Raw genomic sequence first — 17,696 nt, forward strand, 5'->3', positions numbered from 1 at the left:
CCTTTGGAGTGGGCCGCCAGTCCCTCCTAGTCCCCGGCGCGCATGACCTGAACCATCACGTCATGGATGTGGGTGTTCTCGTAGACACCGGTCAGCAGCGATGATCCTGGTCCCATCGCGGTCAAGGGAACGTCGACGGCGGCATGCCCGCCGGTCGTCCAGTCCACCATGAACTCCTGATCGGAATTTCCAACCGGCAACGGCCCATCCTCGGCGGAGAGGCCCTCTCCTGATTCATCCGGATTCTCCGCGGAATCCGGGGCCTCGATGGTCATGCCGCCGGTCTGGTGGTCGCCGACGACGATCACGAGCGTTTCACCGTCCTGTTCGGCAAAAGCCTTCGCCAGTGCAACAGACTTGTCGAACTCGATGCCCGCCTTGATGGTCAGCTCCGCATTGTTGACGTGGCTCATAGCGTCGGTTCCTTCTTCCTCAACCATCAGGAAGAAGCCCTCATCGTCACCACGGTCATCGCGGTCGTCGTCGTCATCATCCCGGTCGCCCCGGTCGCTGCGCTCGCCACGGTCATCGCGGTCGTCGTCATCATCATCCCGGTCGCCGCGGTCGTCATCGTCATCACTGGAAAGAATCTCGAGAGCCTTCTTCGTCATCTCTGTCAGCGGGACGGCGGGCTCGTACACCTCCTCGACGTCGTCGCCGTACTGGAACATCTCTTCATTGGCGAAAAGGCCCAACAGCATGGGTCCGTCGGCTGCTTGCAGCATTTCGAGATCCCAGACATATTCATAGCCCTCCTCCTGTGCCTGTTCCACAAGGTTCCCCTCGGTGCCGGCGCTTTCCTCGGACGGATCTTCGGCGGGATTGTCCGGGTGCTTACCGGGATTGCCTTCGGGGTACCAGTAGTCTTCGCCGCCGCCGAGAATGACCTCCGGATGGCTGCTGTTCAGGAACTGCTCCGCGATCTTGCTCTGCGCATCCCGGTCCAGCACGTGGGAGCCGAACGCAGCCGGGGTGGCGTCAGTGACCTGGCTCGTCGTCACCAAACCGGTGTCTTTGCCCAGCTCCTCGGCCACCTCCAGCGCCGTAGTGACGGGTTCCTGGTCCAGGTCGACGCCAATGGCTCCGTTATAGGTCTTGATGCCGGACGCCATGGCGGTTGCCGCAGCGGCCGAGTCGGTGACGAAGGTTTCCGGATCGGCGGAGTTGGTGTGGACCTGGCCCGAGTACGGAAGCGAATCCATCGCTAGTTCCCCGCTCAGGCCCACGTGGGACAGCCGGATGGCGTTGCGCTGGGCGGTTCCCATGCCGTCGGCGACGAGCAGGATCACGTTCTCGGCTTCGAAGCCATGCTTCCCGTTACCCCGGCCGTCCCTGCCACGATTGTCGCCGCGGTCGCCGCGGTCGAGCGGTGCGTTGGCGAGTGCTGCCGGCTGTACATCCAGTCCTGCCTCAGAGGTCATCCCCTGGATGTTCATCCCGCCGCCGAATCCGGTCAGCGCCAAGGCGCCAATGGCCGCCGTCGACATTGCTGTAACAGTTTTCTTCATTTTGCAGTTCCCGTCTGAGAGTAACTTTCCAGTCGCAGACGCTGCCGATGCCCGGTTGGCGTCTGGCCCCCCAGACGGATGAAAGGATCACCGGAATCAGCCGCCCGTGGGTGGCACGCCGGTCGTAACCAGTTCCTCCAGAATCAAGACTGTCCAACCCCAAAACAAGTGTCAAGGGCCACATCTGTCTCCGATCGTGGGACGCCAGGTCGAATGCAGCGTGTCCCGCCGGATATCGCCGCAGCGGTCGGCATAGGCTCGGAACATGGACAATGAACAAGAGTCTGCGGACGAGCCGTCGGCCGAATTGGATGGGCAGTTATCCATCAACGACTACCTCATTGAACTCGGCGAAGAACCTGTCCATAAAATCGTCGTGGCTGAACCGACCGACGAGGAAATTGCCGCCTTCTTCGAAGACGAAGCCAACAATCAGTAGCCGGCAATCCGCCGTCGCGCACGCTTTTCCTGCGACGGCTACCGCGACGCCGGACCGGGCCAGGATTTTATGAGCGACAGCTATGGGACCAGACGGTAGCCGACACCGGGTTCGGTAATGAGGTGCCTTGGGTTGGCGGGATTTGGTTCCAATTTCCGTCGCAGCTGGGCGATGTACACGCGGAGGTAGTGGGTTTCGCGGTCCAGGTGAGGTCCCCGTAGTTCCAGCAGCATCTCGCGGCGGCCGACGACGTCGCCTGGATGGCGGGCGAGGATCTCGAGAAGCTGCCATTCCGTCGGAGTGAGCCGGACCTCCGTTCCGTTGCGGCTGACGCGGCGGCGGGCAAGGTCCACGGTGAACGAAGCCGTCTCCACGACCGGCGCCGTGGTGACAGGCTGGCCACGTCGTTCAGCGGCGCGCAACCGGGCCAGCAGTTCGTCCATGCCGAACGGCTTGCTGACATAGTCGTCGGCGCCGGCATCAAGGGCCTCGACTTTGTCGTCGCTGGTCTGCCGGGCGGACAAAACGACGACGGGAACTTGCGACCAGCCACGCAGCGCCCGCAGCACATCGAGTCCGTCCAGATCCGGAAGACCCAAGTCGAGAATGACGACGTCGTGATGCCCCTTCGCCGCCAACTCCAAGGCAGCAGACCCACTCAAGGCGACATCGGCGTCGTAATGGCGGGCACGAAGAGTGATTGCCAGCGCCCGGGCGAGGGCAGGTTCATCTTCCACGATAAGGACGCGGGTCACGGCCACTCCTCGGAGACGATCTTGAGATTGAAGACCATGGTGAGGCCTCCGCCGGGAGTGTCCTCGGCTTCAAGGGTTCCGCCGTTCGCTTCGGTAAATCCACGCGCGACCGCGAGGCCAAGACCCAGGCCATGTCCATCGGGGGCGTCGCCCAGCCGCTGGAACGCATGGAAGATATCTTCCCGCTTATTCTCAGGAACGCCGGGACCCCGGTCGGCCACGCGAAGTACCAGCGAATTTCCGGCGTATCCGGCCGCGACCAGCACGGGTTCTTCCTCCGGGGCATGGCGGACGGCGTTTTCGACGACGTTGGCAACGGCCCGTTCAAGTAACCCCGCATCCGCATTAACCAGAGGCAAGGTCTCGGGGACATCGATGACAACACGTCCAGCGGGAATTGCCGACAGCGCCCTGGGAACGACTTCATCCAAAGCAACCGGGGCGAGCCGGGGAACGACGGCGCCGGCGTCGAGGCGGCTCATATCCAACAGATTATCGATCAACGCTTTCAGCTGATCGGCGGAATCCTCGATGCCGGCAAGTAGATCGGCCTGGTCGGCCGGTGTGAGTTCGTACAGATCGGACCTCAGGCTGCTGACACTGGCCTTGACTCCGGCCAGTGGAGTGCGTAGATCGTGCGATACCGCTGCGAGCAGGCTGGCGCGGATAGCCGTCCTCTCCCGCTCCTGCCGATTATTCCGGGACTCGGCACGCAACCGGTCCCGTTCGATCAGAGCCCCAGTTTGGGACGCCATGGCGGTCGCGATGCGCAAGTCTTGTGCTGAAATCGGGCGGCCGCGCAAAGCCAGCACCATTCCAGTGCCAACCGGGATTGTTGTGTCCGCCTCCCCGGGACTTGGAGGTGGGTTGGATCCGGCGTGACCGCGTGCCGCCCATGATCCGTTGGCCAGATGTTCGAGCAGCGCAGCCGAGGAGAAGTTAAACATCTCCCGAACTTGTTCGAGGAGGGCCGACGCAGCGTTGTCGCTCTGCAGAACTGATCCGGCGAGCGTGGCAAGGGTATCGGCCTCGGTCCTGGCATGGGCAGCTTGCCGTGACCGGCGCGCCGCAAGATCCACCACAGCCGAAACCGCCGCGGCGACGCTGACGAGGACGATGATCGCCAGAACGTTGGCAGGCTCGTTGATGGACCAGGTATGGAGCGGATCCGTGAACCAGTAATTCGCCAGCAGTCCACTGACAGATGCCGCAAAGATCGCTGGCCACAGTCCACCTACCAGGGCTATGCCAACCGTCAACGCAAGGAAGAGCATCAATACGTTCGGTAAGCCTTGCTGGCCCTGGTGAAAATACAGGAGCGCGGCCAGCAACGGTGGTCCTGCAACGGCGAGTATCCACCCGGAAGTCAGCCGGGCTCTGGAGAGAAGTCCCCGCGCAGGTGACCGTCTCTTTCCACGGCCGGCGTGTTCATGGGTGACGATATGCACGTCAATGTCCCCGCAATCGCGGACCACTTCCCGACCAACCCCTGGGGAGATCGCCGCCGAGAGCCTGCTGCGCCTGCTGGCACCGAGGACAATCTGGCTGGCGTTGATGCCTCGTGCGAAGGTCAGTATCGCTGAGGTGATGTCATCGCCGACGACGGTGTGCCAGGTACCCGACAGCGACTCCACGAGGGCGCGCTGTTGGGCGAGTATAGTTGGCAGCGCATCAGCCATGCCATCGCTGCGGGATACGTGCAGTGCCAACAGTTGTCCGCCTTGGGCACGTTGGGCGATCCTCGCACCACGGCGGATCAGCGCGTCTCCCTCAGGTCCACCGGTCAGGGCGACGAGGACGCGTTCCCGCGCAGGCCAAGGCGAATCGATGTCATGCTCGATGCGGTATTTCTCCAGTGCATCATCGACCCGGTCAGCTACCCACAGCAGAGCCAGTTCCCGCAGCGCGTTCAGATTGCCGAGCCGGAAGTAATTGGTCAACGCCGCGTCGATCTTCTCTGCCGAGTACACATTGCCGTGGGCCAGCCGACGCCGCAGCGCCTCCGGGCTCATATCGACAAGCTCGATCTGGTCGGCGCGGCGCACCACCGCATCCGGGACTGTCTCCTGCTGCCGGATGCCCGTGATGGATTCGACGACGTCGTTGAGTGATTCCAGATGCTGCACATTCATGGTGGTGACAACATCGATGCCGGCTGCGAGGATCTCTTCGATGTCCTGCCACCGCTTGAAATTGCGGGAACCCGGGACATTGGTGTGGGCCAACTCGTCCACCGATGGCGCACGGGCGATCACCGCCTCGACGTCCATCTCCCTGGGTTCGAGACCGTCGGCGGTCCCAATCCGTGGGGCCACCACTTCCAGTCCGTCGAGCAGTGCTTCGATGGGGGTCCGGCCATGGGTTTCGATGAAGCCTATGACAATGTCGTTGCCGCGTTCACGCCGCCGATGACCTTCACCCAGCATGGCGTAGGTTTTCCCGACTCCGGGTGCTGCTCCCAGATATACCCGCAGGCTTCCACGGTGCACGTCCACCATCGCCTCACTCTCTGTTCCCGATGCCTCCATCGAACCACTGAAGATGCTCCATTGGTGGATCCGCCCCGTCCGGGATCCGTCAGGAACCACACCAGCGGCGTCAGGATTCCATCAATACCGGCCAAAACCGGTGATGCGGAGAGGAACATTTAGAACAAAGGTCCATTCCGAAAATGTGAGGTGTCAACGGTGAGATCTTCGGAGGAAATGCGGCTGCTGGGAATTGTGCTGGCAGTTCTGGTGTGCGCCTTTCTTGCCCTCGGCATAGCCGGTCTGGTCCTGGAGTTGTCCGGATGGATCGTGGTGTTGGCTTTCCTGTTGGCAGCCTGTTGTGGGATTGGCGCTATCGCGGCCCTGCGGACAGATGATCGTTGGTAGTACTTCAAATGCAATCCGTGAGCTTGTTGTTGAGCCGGTTCTTCAAGCGGCTCGAACCCCGTCACCCCGCTCAGGTCATCGTTCTCGGGTTCGCGGGAGCCATCGCCGCTGGAACGGCACTGCTGCTGCTTCCCTTCTCAAAAGCAGGGAACGGGGGCGCTACGTTTATCGAAGCATTGTTTACCGCCACGTCCGCCGTCTGCGTCACGGGACTGATCGTCGTCGATACACCCGTTTACTGGACCCCTTTCGGCCACGGCATCATTCTCGTCATGATCGCTGTCGGTGGTTTCGGAATCATGACTTTCGCCTCTCTGCTAGGCGTGCTGTTGTCGCGGAAACTGGGCCTGGTATCCCGCGTATCGACGGCGGCCGAAACCAAGAGTGTCGGTTTCGGAGATGTGAAACAGGTGGTCCTCGGAGTCCTGAAGATCAGCCTGGTCATTGAATCCCTCACAGCGGCCGCCCTGACCATACGCTTCTACACCCGGTATGAAGAAACGTTGGGAGATGCGCTGTGGCTGGGTATCTTCCACTCCGTGTCGGCATTCAACAACGCCGGTTTCGCCCTCTACAGCGACAGCCTCATGCGCTTCGTCGGTGATGCATGGATCTGTCTACCGATCGCCGCGGCCGTGATTCTCGGCGGACTCGGGTTCCCTGTGCTGTTCGAGCTGCGCCGCCGGTACCGGGTCCCCCGGCACTGGTCCATGAACACCAAACTGGTGATCAGTGGGACCGTTGCACTCTTGTTTATCGGCACCATCTTCATCACGATGATTGAGTGGTCCAACCCTGCCACGATGGGCCGCCTCCCAACCCACGACAAAGTCCTGGCCGGCTTCTTCCAATCGGTGCTGACCCGCACGGCCGGCTTCAACAGCCTCGACATCACCGCGATGCACCCGGTTACCTGGCTGGGGATGGACATTCTCATGTTCATCGGCGGTGGCCCGGCCGGTACCGCCGGTGGGTTGAAAATCACCACCTTCGGCGTACTGTTCTTCATCATGTACGCCGAGATCCGCGGTGAAACAGCGGTCAACGTGTTCGGTAAGCGGCTCTCCCGGGCCGTACACCGCCAAGCGCTCACTCTTGTCTTGCTCTCCGTGGGGCTGCTGGCCCTTTCAACAATGGTCCTGATGCTGATCACTGAATTCCGTCTCGACCGGGTCCTCTTCGAGGTCGTCTCAGCCTTCGCAACCGTGGGACTGTCCACCGGGATCACCGCCGCCATCCCCGGCAGCGGCCAACTGATCCTCGTCATGCTGATGTTCGTTGGACGTCTCGGACCGATCACCTTCGCCACAGCGCTGGCATTGCGACATCGACCGCGGCTCTACGAGTATCCCAAGGAAAGGCCGATCATTGGCTAGCAGATCACCCGTATTCACCCGCCGCACACCGGAACGACTGGCGGAGGCGGATTCCGTCGTCGTCATCGGTCTGGGCCGCTTCGGCAAAGCTCTGGCGCTGGAGCTTGAGGAGGCCGGAACCGAAGTGCTGGGAATCGACGCTGACGAGGCGATAGTCCAATCCCTAAACGGGCATTTGACCCATGTCGTCCGCGGCGACTCTAGCCAGGAAGACGTCCTGCGCCAGCTTTCTGTGCCCGATTTCGACCGGGTCGTCGTCGGCATCGGAACTAATCTGGAAGCGAGCATTCTCACCACATCGAACCTGCTCAAATTCAAGAACCCAACGATCTGGGCCAAAGCCACCAGTGATACGCATGGCCAGATCCTTGAACAGCTCGGGATCACCAACATCATATTTCCCGAGCAGGACATGGGCCGCCGGGTCGCCCACCTGGTGCGGGGAGCGCTGCTCGACTACGTCGAGTTCGAAGACAACTTCGCGATGGTCAAAACCAGCCCTCCGCTCGTTTCCCAGGACCGGCCGCTCGGGGTGACCGAAATACGCCGTAAATACGGCATCACCATTGTGGCGGTAAAAAGGGCTGGCGGAGAGTGGGACTACACGACCGCTCAAACAGTGCTTTACGACGACGACACCATCATCGTCGCGGGGCCCACCAAAAAGACCGAACAATTCAGCCTGCTACCCAAATCCTGAAGGCAAAACGCCCCGGCTCGGCAAAGGAGCCAGATGCACCACAGTCGCGAATGATCGGCCCGGATTCGATGGGCTGAATTCGGTGGAACACGTGTGGTTCGTGCTCGATCGGACTCAGGCCGGTTGCCGGCGGTGGATCAGCAGGTAGGCCTTGCAGCCCAAACACACGCCGGTGGATGCGTCGAGGGCTGCCACACCGAAGGCGAGCGCGGTGAAGCCGTAGCCGGCGACATCGACGCCGACGACGAAGCTGATCAGCGCCAGTGTGGTGAACACGAAGCCGACGCACTGGGCGAATCTCGCCGGACGGGCATCCTCCAACCCGGTTGGTTCTCCGATCCGCGGCCAAATGAAACGGGCGAAGATCTGCGCCCACAACGACCACTGAAAACTCACGAACCCGGTGAACCCAAACACGGCGACCTGAGACGCGAGGAGGCCGAGACCCAACGGTCGAACAACGTCAACGATGAGCAGCACAACGGCGAGCACACCGGCGGTGGCCCCGGCGCTGAATCGCAAGAGTCGCGGATCGACGTGGGCGCGGAGCGGGCACGCGCCCATTTTGGTGCTGGGCATGAGGTTCTCCACAAAGGGGTGCCAACTAGTCCGATCCTCATCAGAATACTCGGCCCACGCGCGCATCGCCAGCGGACAACAAGACTCAGTTAAAGTGCCCGCGAAATACCCTCGGCGCCTACTGGCTGAGAGACTGGAAACGATCAGAACCATGCCCTCCGGGCACCTTAGTTGCCGGGGACGATTGGAAGGAAGCACGTATGCGGGTATTGATTGTTGGGGCGGGAGCCACCGGAGGCGCCTTTGGAACCCGACTGCAGGAAGCCGGCAAGGACGTCACGTACCTTGTTCGTCCGGAACGTCAGCGGCTCCTGCAACGGGATGGTCTGCGCTTCGTGGCCCCGGACGGCGAACGGAAGCATGCCGTTACAGCAGTCACCAGCATCTCTGAGGGCGATCATTACGACTTGGTGGTGATTGCGGTGAAGGCACCCGCACTCAAAGCGGTCCTCGACACTGTCCGCCCGGCAATCGGCAACGAGACGCTGATTTTGCCTTTCCTCAACGGGCTGGACCATATGGATCTGCTCGGAGACGTATATCCAGGACAGGTTATCGGCGGTCTCGTGAAAATCCTCGCCATGATCGACGAAACGGGCGCCATCCGGCAGATGACACCCATGGCCACGATGACCATCGGTGCTTTGACGGGCGGTCCGCTTCCTGACTCCCTCGAGAAAACCCTGGACGTTACCGGCATCGACCTCACCGTCACGGACATGGTGATGCAGCAGCTCTGGGAAAAGTGGGCATTCATCAGCGCAGCAGGAGCAATCACCTGTCTGCTCCGCAACAACGTGGGAGCAATCCTCGAAGCAGGAGGGGAACCACAGATCCTTCAAGCAATCGCCGAAACCGAAAACGTTGCCGCAGCGGCCGGCTACCCGGTGAGCGATCCAGGGCACCAGCAGAGCCTGAGTTTGCTGGCTGCTCCGGGGTCTACGTTCACCTCTTCGCTTTACCGCGATCTGCAAAGCGGGCAAGCAGTCGAAGCGGAGCACCTTCTCGGCTCCCTCGCGGCCCGCGCACGAACCCTGGATGTCGATACACCGTTCTTGGACCTCGCCGTGACACAGGTACGGGCTCACCACATCAACCCCACCGGAGGAGGGATCTTCGACTAGGCCACTGCCTGCAGCATGCGCCTATCCGGGTTGAAGGTTCCGGTCCGTCCTGATGATCCGCGGGAGGATTTTGACGTAGGCCACCATCCCGATAAGTTCCACTAACGTCTGGGTGACGACGACGAGGGGTACCAAGGCGAGCGGCTGCGGAAGGGCCAGAGCCAGCGGGAGCACAACCAAAGAGTTACGCGTCGCTCCGCTGAAAATCACGGCCTTCGTACTGCCGGCGTCAAGCTGCCCCAACCGGGATGCTGCCACGCCCAGCGGGACCATCACCACGAGGAAGGCAACATATATGGGGATCACCGACAGCAGGGATCCGATCTCGTTGCCGACGCCGACAATCTGTGATCCCACGACGACGGCCAGCGTCAGTATCATCAAAGGAACCATCATCGCTTCCATGACCGCCATTACGGACCGGCCGGTGGTGGCCCGCTTTGCCCATTGTTGCGTGACTGCGGCCAGCACAAGCGGGACGATGATCAGCAGGACAAGCGCCTCGATGAAGGGGCCCGGTTCAATCGCGGAAACCAGTCCGGGTCCGGCAAAGACCAGTAGGTATACGGGCAACAACAGCATCTGCGTCAGCATCAGCAGCGGTGCGGCGGCAAGAAGTCGATCGCTTGAGCCGCCTGCGAGCCCCGAGAACACGATCACATAATCGATACATGGCGTCAGCAGCACCATCAGTACCCCGATCAGCAGGGCCCTCTCATCCGCGATGAATCGCGACAGACCAAAGACAACAGCCGGTACGACCACGAAATTCAGGACGAGAACAGTCGTCATGAACCGGAAATCCCGTAACGCTTTACCGATCGAGGCAAAAGGGATTCCCAGGAACGTCGCAAAGAGCAGCAACCCCAGGACAGGGTTAATTGCCTGCTCCAGTGTTACGGACGCGGCAGGAACCAGCCAGCCAAAACCGCTCCGGTGACGATGGCCAGCAGGTACAAGGCAACCTGTCGACGTTCCATGGTTTTGATCAATCGGGTCACCCGCACATGCCAAGCCTAGATGGAAGAACCGGACTCTCGACGTCGGAGGCCTCCGTCGAATCCCGCTCGGCGGTGAGCAGCCACAGGACAGCCAGTCCGGCCAGGAAGGAGCCGAGTCCTCCGCCTGCCATGTCCCCGACGGTATCTGCGTAGCTGTGCATGGTGTTGGGATTGAGGATCGTGTCCACGCGCTCCGAGAATTCCCACATCACCCCGATGGCCAGCCCCATCAAAGTCGTCAGGATCACGGGCGCGGCCAAGCTGCGCTGCAGACCCATGCCGCCGGATCCACGGACAAGGTTGATCCGGGCGAGGACCAGGTAGACGGTGCCCGCCACGGCTCCATTGGTGGTGAAATGCACGACGTCGTCCAGCCAGTGGATCTGCTGGTACCAGGCTTCGACGGCGGCCCAGGTAGCGAACAGCAGGGTTGCGCAGAAAACGGCGTCGAACGGGCGGGGAATCAAGGTCATCCGGGGCACCAGCAGCGCAAGGAACACGATCGCGAACAATGCAATCTCTCCCCTGCCCATCCACGCGATCGCGGCGAAGAGGCTCACCACTGCCGCGAACCGCATCAGGTTCGCCACAGCACCGCAGGCCTTATGCGACGCCGGCCAGTTTTCTTCCGCCCCGCACCGCACCGGTGGTTCCAGCTTCTCGTCGGCTTTCATCGCGTTGCCCTCCATAGGTTGCGAGCTCAAGAGTCCCCACATTCAACGCTAGGCAGGCTGATTCGAACGGAACAACGACTTTAACGCGATCGTGACTGAGGCGGCGCAATCGTGACCCTTCCGAAGCGCGGGAGGTCTGCCATACTGCGAGTACGGCGTTTCACTCCCCCATCGGCACTGTCGCAGTGCCGGTAAGAATCGATTGGCTGGAGACGAGCAAGATGAATGAAGACGACGTCAAGAATGTCTGGATCGCAGCAGCGGATCTCGAATCGGCCGAGTTCGAACGCGATCACGCAACCCTGAATCTTGATTCGCGCGTGGCCGAAGCCCTTGAACATGGCCAGAGCGTGGAGGACATTGCCAAGGCGTCCGGCCTGGAACCCTCCGAAATTATCGCCGTCGCAGATATGAGCGCTGAGCAAACAAGCGAAGAAGGTATCGGCCACTAACAAGAGCGCGCAGAAGCGTCCCCGATTACGTCAAAACCCTGCAGGCCCGCCGTTCTTTCCCTGACCGTCGTCGTCTTTGCCGGAATCCTTCGCCTCGTCGCCCGTATCGACGGGCCGGGCGGCTGAAACAGGACGGGTGTCAGCAACGTCGACGGCGGCGTCAGCCTGAGCTTTTTTCTGTCCCCGCTTGCTCTTGGGACTTGCGCTAAGACCCCGTCCGGTCTCGTCCAGTGCAGTGGCGCGTTCAGCCTCCTCGACATCCTCCTGGGTGATCGCATCGTCATCTTCCGCGTTCCATGCCTTGATCGCGGCCCAGCCGACGGCGGCCACCGGGACGGACAGGATGGCGCCGACAATTCCGGCCAGGATGGTTCCGGCAGTCAGCGCGAGCAGGATCACCAGGGCGTGCACGCTGAGGGTCCGGCCCATCACGACCGGCTGCAGGAAGTTTCCCTCAAGCTGGTTGACCACAACTACCACGATGATCACCATCAGCGCCGTAAACGGTCCATTGGCCACCAGTGCGATGAGGGCGGCCAGCACACCGGCCAGGGTAGCGCCCACCAACGGGATGAAAGCGCCTATAAATACGATGACGGCCAGCGGCAGCGCGAGCGGGACCCCCAGGAAAAAGAGCGAGATACCTATAAAGAATGCGTCGACAAGGGCGACAATCGCCGTCCCGCGTACGTAGCCGCCGAGCACTGCCAGACTGCTGTAACCCACGCGGCGGGCCTTCACCAGTCGCTTGCCCTTGAATGCGCGCAGGATGAACGCCCAGATCCGCTCGCCGTCCTTGAGGAAGAAGAACAGGATGACTGCCATCAGCAAGGCGCCAGTGATGAAGCTTGTCACGGCGCTAAGCCCGGACAGTGCTCCTGCTCCCACAGCACTGCTGGTGGCAAAATCGACGACGGCGTTCCTCGCCTGTTCGATCTGCTGGTCGCTGATTGGTAAAGGAGCATTCCGAATAAAGTTATAGACCTGGTTGAAGCCTTCGGTGGCGCGGCGGGCTAGTTCGCTGGCTTGACTCATCACCGCGAAGACAATGCCTGTAATGATTCCTCCGAACACGAGCAGCAGCATCACGAAGGAGAAACCGGTGGCCGCTGCGCTCGGCCATCCTTTGCGGCGCAGCCAGTTAACGAACGGCGCAATCGCGGCGGCGAGAATCAACGCCAACAGCAGCGGGATAACGACCAGCGAAACCTGGATCAGGGCGTAGACCAGCACCGTCGCCAATGCGAGCAGCAGTAATGTCTGCGCCGCCCTGGTGCTGCTGCGGCCCATGCTGTCGCGCCATGGACTTATCTGTTGAACTTTTCCCATGTCTGTATCTCCACTCCTCTTCGGTCAGCTACCCCTTGGTCGACCTCTGGCGAATGCCAGCGATTGCCAGGAAGACAGGCTGCACGGCGCCCTTTCCGGATACCAACGTCATCATAAGCATGCTTAGAAAGCATCCCAAACGCTGCGCCGCCTGCGTTTAGAAGTAAACGAGGTGCGCCGTTCTGCACGTTGGTATCGTAAGACGGTACCGCGGACGGCCAGTCGGAGATTTTGCATCGTGCGCCCCTGGCGTGACCTTGAAGTGAAAGTAGTGAATGCATTCCTTGAAGAATCGCAATACAGACATTCTGCGGGCCTCGTGGCGGTTGCTGCCCCCCACGCTCAAAGGCCGGCTCAAACCGGTTGTGCGGCGGATTCTGGCAACAGATACCAAAGCGCCCAGTCAGACAGCTCCCCCGCCCGCCCCGATACTCTCCGTTGTCGTACCTGTCTACAACGTAGAGCAGTACCTGGACGAATGTTTGTCGAGTCTGGTTGCTCAACCCATCACCCGGATGGAAATCATTATCGTCGACGACGGTTCCACCGATGGGTCGTTGGCGATCGCCGAGCGGTATGCAGCCAGCGATTCGCGCTTCACGATTGTCAGGCAGCCTAACGCTGGTTTGGGCGCTGCAAGGAACACCGGAATTGCCCACTCCTATGGCCGGTACCTGACGTTCGCTGATTCCGACGACGTCGTCCCGGCGGGCGCGTATCAATTGATGGTGGACACGCTCAAGAGATCAGGCTCGGACTTCGCCGTCGGATCTGTGCGGAGACTGGCCGGGGACCGTCGCAAACCCTTTGGATCGGCCGGGGGCGTTCATAGTCGCCAGCGGATAGGAATCAGCATTACGGATTTCCCGGAGGCCCTTCGGGACGTGTTTGCCTGGAACAAGATGTTCCGCCGTTCCTTTTGGGATGCGCAAGTCGGCGGATTTCCCGAAGGACTCCGTTATGAAGACCAGGAGCCATCAGCCAAGGCGTTCCTCCGCGCGGAATCCTTCGACATTCTGACGGACGTAGTTTATGAGTGGCGGATCCGCCTCGATCGTTCCTCAATCACCCAGCAAAAAACCAGTATGGGCAACCTTGAAGACAGGCTTGCGGTCGTTGACCGTACGTCCACTCTCGTGCAGGCAGAGGCGGATGAAGAGGTATGGCGGGACTGGTTCGCCAGGATACTCGGCCACGACCTGGGGCAATATTACCGGCAGATCCCTCGAGTCTCCGATGGGTATTGGACTGTTCTCCAGATCGGGGTGCGGAAGTTGTTGGCCAGGGCCGACGACGCTGTCTGGCAGCGGATGAGGGTGCATGAACGGTTGCTGGTGCACCTGGTGGCAGCCGGACACCGCTCCGATCTTGAGACCGTTCTACTGCACTTGGCCCAATATGGCTCTGCATTCCCGCTTGTGAACCGTGGGGGTGTGCTGTCAGCCGAGCCGTCGTTCCTGACCAGCCTGCAACATCCCATCGAAGAGCGCCTGTTGCTCATTGATCCGCGTTATCTCCAACTCCGGAGCCGGCTGACCGCCGTCCGCGCCGGCGCGGAAGGAAAGCTCGACGTCGAAGGAGCCGCATACGTTCCTGGATTGGATTTGGCGTCAAACCCTTCGGAATTGACCCTATGGCTCAAGGCAGACGATGGAAGAGCTCCCATCAAGCTGCCCGTCAGCCGGTTTCGGGACGATGCAATAGACCAATCCTCGAATGACGCATGGACCAGCCACGTCGGAGCGGCATTCAAAACAACCATCGATCCCCGCTCCCTGGAAAACGCCAACGCCGCACCTGGCAGTACTGACGCGGCGGAGTGGCAACTGGAGATGACGTTACGGGTCGCTGACGTGGCTGTCTCCGGTCCGTTCTCCGGGCGCGATCGTTCGGGTCCCGCTGCAACCCTGCCCCTGGTGGCGGCAGGTGAAGCCAGCAGGTGCGTTGCCCGGTTTGACGACGGCAAGGGATTGATCCTCCAAGTCGTCCCTGTCACGTGGAAGGTTCCGGCCGTCCGGCTGAATGGCCGCAATCTTGAACTGGACATAGCGACGCCGGACGGCGAAACGGCGGAAAGTCTGGTGCTGCAGGCACGGGGCCGGAAAATATCCCTAACCGCGGCACCACGAAACTCAACCACCGGAAAAGCGGAATTCCTCGTAGCCCTGCCGGAATTGACCGCCCCAGCACCAGGGGAAAGTCCTTCGAAACCGCAGGTGTGGCAAATACGGGGACGGTCCAGTTCCGGGGCCCTGCATCGCCTCACCTGGCCCGGCTCTTCTGCTGAACTACGCCATCAGTATCCTGAAGGCCTGCCTTTACGGCCGAGCGTAGACGGACTCGGCCAGCTGGAGCTAAGAGAATCCGCCCTGGCCATCTTCGCCGAAACAGTAACCCTGGACAGCGAAAAAGCAACGTTGGCTATCAAGGGCCGCGTAACTGCTGGATCCACGACCGGATTCCGCCCTGGAGTCCAGAAAATGATCCTCGCTTCCGCCGAGCGCAATATGGAGGCTTCCCGCTTCACCATCGACGACGACGGCATCTTTGACGTGGAGTTTCCGCTGGCCCAAAAAATCTGGGGAAGGATTGTCGCAGCTCCTCAACCCGGAAATTATTCTTTGCTGTATCTCACCAAGGAAGACGGGGACGAACCATTCCAAGGCACTGTTCCGGTGACTGCGGGACTTGAGTCATCGCTTCCGCTCGAGTTCGATACGAACAGCACAACAATTCGCGTTACACGCAGTGCCGTCGCGGCGAATCTTTACATCTCTTTTGCTGCACCACTAAAGGCTGATGAATCAGGAAAGTTCCAGCAAACCGGGCTCATAACCAGCCTGCATTCGACGGTGCACCGGCCTGGAATAGAGGAGTCGATCCTTTTTGAATCGTACGGAGGCCGCGCTGTCTCAGACAGCGGGTTGGAACTCCACCGCGAACTGGTCCGGCTGGGCGATACACGAACCAAATATTGGTCGGTCAAGGATCGGTCCATCCCCGTGCCGGCCGGTGCTGTGCCCGTGATACGTCACTCGCGGCGGTGGTATGAGTTGCTCGGATCCGCTGGGCTCCTCGTGAATAACGGCTTGTTCCCCCACTACTTCCGTAAAAACTCCAGGCAGAAATACATTCAGACCTGGCATGGCACCCCGTTGAAGAGGACAGGCCACGACGGCCCAACTGCACATTTGGAGCTGCCTGAACTTGCAGCCTTAAAACGCGAGGCTGAGGATTGGGACATCCTGCTGGCCCAGAACGACTTTGCTGCGGACGTGCTGCCTAAAGCCCTCGGCTACAACGGTGAATCCTTGGTCACTGGCTACCCGCGAAACGACACGTTGTCCGGTGCCGAGGATGGCCGGCGCCGGCAGGTCAGGGAACTGCTTGGAATCGCGGACCATAAAAAGGCTATTCTTTATGCCCCCACCTGGCGCGACGATGTGAGTGATATCGGGAAACCGCATGGGCAGGTCGATTTCATGGATTGCGGCGTTCTTCAAAGCGCCCTGGGAAACGACTACGTGGTATTGCACCGGAGTCATCCGGATATGACAGGACCGCGGAATTCGTCCCTGGATATCGGGGTGGACGTAACGTCATACCCGGACATCAATGAGCTTTATCTGGCTGCCGACATTCTGGTGACCGACTACTCTTCAGCGATGTTCGACTTCTGCAATACGGCAAAACCCATCTATTTCCTGGTTCCCGATCTCGATTCCGTCAGGGAAGGGAGCCGCGGCCTATATCTGGATCTGGAAACCATCGCCCCTGGCCCCTTGGTCAACTCAACGAACGAGCTTGCCGCTGCCATAGAGATGCGGGCTGACCCCGCTTCACACCGGACAGCCGCCTACGATGCGTTTATCAGGAGATTTTTACCGTACGACGACGGGCACGCGGCCCGGCGTGTCATAGAGGCTGTTTTTTAGTCCCCTCGAGTTCAGGCCGGGCTGAAACATTGCGCCTTCGAGCCGTCGGCTATGTCCAAACTTCCAGTGCGGTAGCCGGGTAGTTGGGTTCGATACTGCTGCGAAAGACATCAGTGGATTTGAAGTAGTTGCCCGGATAAAGCGCTACCTCCCGGCCCAGCATGGATCCTGCAATCGCTATGTGCATCCGATCGGTATAGATCTTCCGGTATGGAGCCAGAATTTGGAAGAAAGGCAGAGCAGGTTGCAGATGCTTAGCCTGCAGGCTGAGGTCGAGGTTGTCTGCGGGCATCTTGGCGTCAGGGTGCTTCTCTTTATCGTCCCGGAAGAAGTTGCCCCGCTCAATCATGGGCTCCCCCACCGGGACCGTTAAGTCCAGATAGAACGCCATATCATGGCAAAACATGCTCGCCGAGTTTACCGCTTGACTCGTGTGACGATCGCGGGCGAAGTAGGTGATCCGGTCAGGGTCGACGTTCTCCAGGGGAGGCAGTTCGAAGGTTGTAGGTAATAGCACTACGTGGTCGAAGAGCGAAGCGTTCGCCGTTAGAAAATTCCGGGTGCTGGACCACGCCTCGCACCAGGCACCTCCACCGCCTGCGATAAGGAGAGTATCTGAAAGGCCGAGACCTGTCCCTTCCAATGCCTTTCGTATCTGCGCAATTTTCGGCCGGTCAATCTGGGTGTATTCAATGCCATGTTCTTGAAGGAACTGAACCGTTCCCTCATGTATGAGGCCATCGCCCCAATTGCCGATATTCGGCACGTAGAAAATTCTCTTGCCGGATCCAGCTTCCCGAATTGTCTCAAGCAGGAGAGCGTATTCCTGGTCGTTCCTGAGGTTTCTTAGTTCAGTCCGGTCTGTTGCGCTGACACTGCGTTTTGGGCGGGAAGGGAGTATCCAAGTCACCAGTGCATCCTATCTGGCAATCCATGGCACCGATGGCA

15 protein-coding genes are annotated in these 17,696 nt (G+C 60.5%); 7 read left to right on the forward strand and 8 right to left on the reverse strand.

Going from position 1 to position 17,696, the window contains the following annotated elements; translation table 11 throughout:
• Positions 1-26: 26 nt before the first annotated feature.
• Positions 27-1,508, reverse strand: coding sequence for an alkaline phosphatase (locus ACX80B_RS01000; protein WP_459292122.1), 1,482 nt, complete (start codon positions 1,506-1,508; stop codon positions 27-29).
• A gap of 265 nt (positions 1,509-1,773) precedes the next feature.
• Here ACX80B_RS01000 and ACX80B_RS01005 point away from each other — a divergent pair, with 265 nt between their 5' ends.
• Positions 1,774-1,947 carry a hypothetical protein gene (locus ACX80B_RS01005; protein WP_459292124.1) on the forward strand — a complete coding sequence of 58 codons (174 nt, stop codon included), beginning with the start codon at positions 1,774-1,776 and terminating at the stop codon, positions 1,945-1,947.
• A gap of 80 nt (positions 1,948-2,027) precedes the next feature.
• Here the strand turns inward: ACX80B_RS01005 and ACX80B_RS01010 are convergent, their stop codons facing one another.
• Both ACX80B_RS01010 and ACX80B_RS01015 read right to left on the reverse strand, forming a co-directional pair.
• Complete coding sequence (locus ACX80B_RS01010; RefSeq protein WP_459292126.1) at positions 2,028-2,702, reverse strand: response regulator; 675 nt, start codon at positions 2,700-2,702, stop codon at positions 2,028-2,030.
• Positions 2,699-5,230 (reverse strand): DUF4118 domain-containing protein, encoded by a 2,532-nt coding sequence (locus tag ACX80B_RS01015; protein WP_459292128.1) that lies wholly within the window; start codon positions 5,228-5,230, stop codon positions 2,699-2,701. The genes ACX80B_RS01010 and ACX80B_RS01015 overlap by 4 nt, the downstream gene beginning before the upstream one ends.
• Before the next feature lie 159 nt (positions 5,231-5,389).
• Here ACX80B_RS01015 and ACX80B_RS01020 point away from each other — a divergent pair, with 159 nt between their 5' ends.
• Genes ACX80B_RS01020 through ACX80B_RS01030 form a run of 3 tightly spaced genes read left to right on the forward strand, consistent with a single transcriptional unit; the run spans position 5,390 to position 7,654 of the window.
• Positions 5,390-5,578: a hypothetical protein gene (locus ACX80B_RS01020; protein WP_459292130.1), complete on the forward strand. Its 189-nt coding sequence runs from the start codon at positions 5,390-5,392 to the stop codon at positions 5,576-5,578.
• A 17-nt stretch (positions 5,579-5,595) separates the two neighbouring features.
• Positions 5,596-6,954, forward strand: a complete 1,359-nt coding sequence (locus ACX80B_RS01025) for a TrkH family potassium uptake protein (protein ID WP_459292132.1) — start codon at positions 5,596-5,598, stop codon at positions 6,952-6,954.
• On the forward strand, positions 6,947-7,654 hold the full coding sequence (locus ACX80B_RS01030; RefSeq protein WP_459292134.1) for a potassium channel family protein: 708 nt from the start codon (positions 6,947-6,949) through the stop codon (positions 7,652-7,654). Before ACX80B_RS01025 ends, ACX80B_RS01030 begins: the two co-directional genes overlap by 8 nt.
• Positions 7,655-7,768: 114 nt before the next feature.
• Here the strand turns inward: ACX80B_RS01030 and ACX80B_RS01035 are convergent, their stop codons facing one another.
• The gene (locus ACX80B_RS01035) at positions 7,769-8,233 is read right to left on the reverse strand and encodes a DUF4395 domain-containing protein (protein ID WP_459292136.1); all 465 of its coding nucleotides are present in this window, start codon (positions 8,231-8,233) and stop codon (positions 7,769-7,771) included.
• 200 nt (positions 8,234-8,433) lie between these two features.
• On the opposite strand from ACX80B_RS01035, the gene ACX80B_RS01040 reads away from it, so the two are divergent.
• Positions 8,434-9,357 (forward strand): ketopantoate reductase family protein, encoded by a 924-nt coding sequence (locus ACX80B_RS01040; RefSeq protein ID WP_459292138.1) that lies wholly within the window; start codon positions 8,434-8,436, stop codon positions 9,355-9,357.
• Between the two features lie 21 nt (positions 9,358-9,378).
• On the opposite strand, the gene ACX80B_RS01045 is transcribed toward ACX80B_RS01040, so the two are convergent.
• Positions 9,379-10,221, reverse strand: a complete 843-nt coding sequence (locus ACX80B_RS01045) for an arsenic resistance protein (RefSeq protein ID WP_459292140.1) — start codon at positions 10,219-10,221, stop codon at positions 9,379-9,381.
• A 133-nt stretch (positions 10,222-10,354) separates the two neighbouring features.
• Positions 10,355-11,062, reverse strand: coding sequence for a hypothetical protein (locus ACX80B_RS01050; RefSeq protein WP_459292142.1), 708 nt, complete (start codon positions 11,060-11,062; stop codon positions 10,355-10,357).
• Positions 11,063-11,253: 191 nt separating this feature from the next.
• Between ACX80B_RS01050 and ACX80B_RS01055 the strand changes: the two genes are divergently transcribed.
• Positions 11,254-11,484, forward strand: a complete 231-nt coding sequence (locus tag ACX80B_RS01055; RefSeq protein ID WP_459292144.1) for a hypothetical protein — start codon at positions 11,254-11,256, stop codon at positions 11,482-11,484.
• 30 nt (positions 11,485-11,514) lie between these two features.
• Here ACX80B_RS01055 and ACX80B_RS01060 read toward each other — a convergent pair whose 3' ends face one another.
• Entirely contained in the window at positions 11,515-12,813 is a 1,299-nt protein-coding gene (locus ACX80B_RS01060; protein WP_459292146.1) for an AI-2E family transporter, read from the reverse strand.
• 284 nt (positions 12,814-13,097) lie between these two features.
• On the opposite strand from ACX80B_RS01060, the gene ACX80B_RS01065 reads away from it, so the two are divergent.
• Positions 13,098-16,748 carry a bifunctional glycosyltransferase/CDP-glycerol:glycerophosphate glycerophosphotransferase gene (locus ACX80B_RS01065; RefSeq protein ID WP_459292148.1) on the forward strand — a complete coding sequence of 1,217 codons (3,651 nt, stop codon included), beginning with the start codon at positions 13,098-13,100 and terminating at the stop codon, positions 16,746-16,748.
• 49 nt (positions 16,749-16,797) lie between these two features.
• Here ACX80B_RS01065 and ACX80B_RS01070 read toward each other — a convergent pair whose 3' ends face one another.
• Positions 16,798-17,658: a hypothetical protein gene (locus ACX80B_RS01070; protein WP_459292150.1), complete on the reverse strand. Its 861-nt coding sequence runs from the start codon at positions 17,656-17,658 to the stop codon at positions 16,798-16,800.
• Positions 17,659-17,696: the final 38 nt, after the last annotated feature.

The organism is Arthrobacter monumenti (assembly GCF_054511255.1).

Coding starts and splice junctions, on each gene's coding strand:
- ACX80B_RS01000 (WP_459292122.1), bottom strand. CDS start 1,508: ATGAAGAAAACTGTTACAGCAATGTCGACGGCGGCCATTGGCGCCTTG.
- ACX80B_RS01005 (WP_459292124.1), top strand. CDS start 1,774: ATGGACAATGAACAAGAGTCTGCGGACGAGCCGTCGGCCGAATTGGAT.
- ACX80B_RS01015 (WP_459292128.1), bottom strand. CDS start 5,230: ATGGAGGCATCGGGAACAGAGAGTGAGGCGATGGTGGACGTGCACCGT.
- ACX80B_RS01035 (WP_459292136.1), bottom strand. CDS start 8,233: ATGCCCAGCACCAAAATGGGCGCGTGCCCGCTCCGCGCCCACGTCGAT.
- ACX80B_RS01040 (WP_459292138.1), top strand. CDS start 8,434: ATGCGGGTATTGATTGTTGGGGCGGGAGCCACCGGAGGCGCCTTTGGA.
- ACX80B_RS01055 (WP_459292144.1), top strand. CDS start 11,254: ATGAATGAAGACGACGTCAAGAATGTCTGGATCGCAGCAGCGGATCTC.
- ACX80B_RS01060 (WP_459292146.1), bottom strand. CDS start 12,813: ATGGGAAAAGTTCAACAGATAAGTCCATGGCGCGACAGCATGGGCCGC.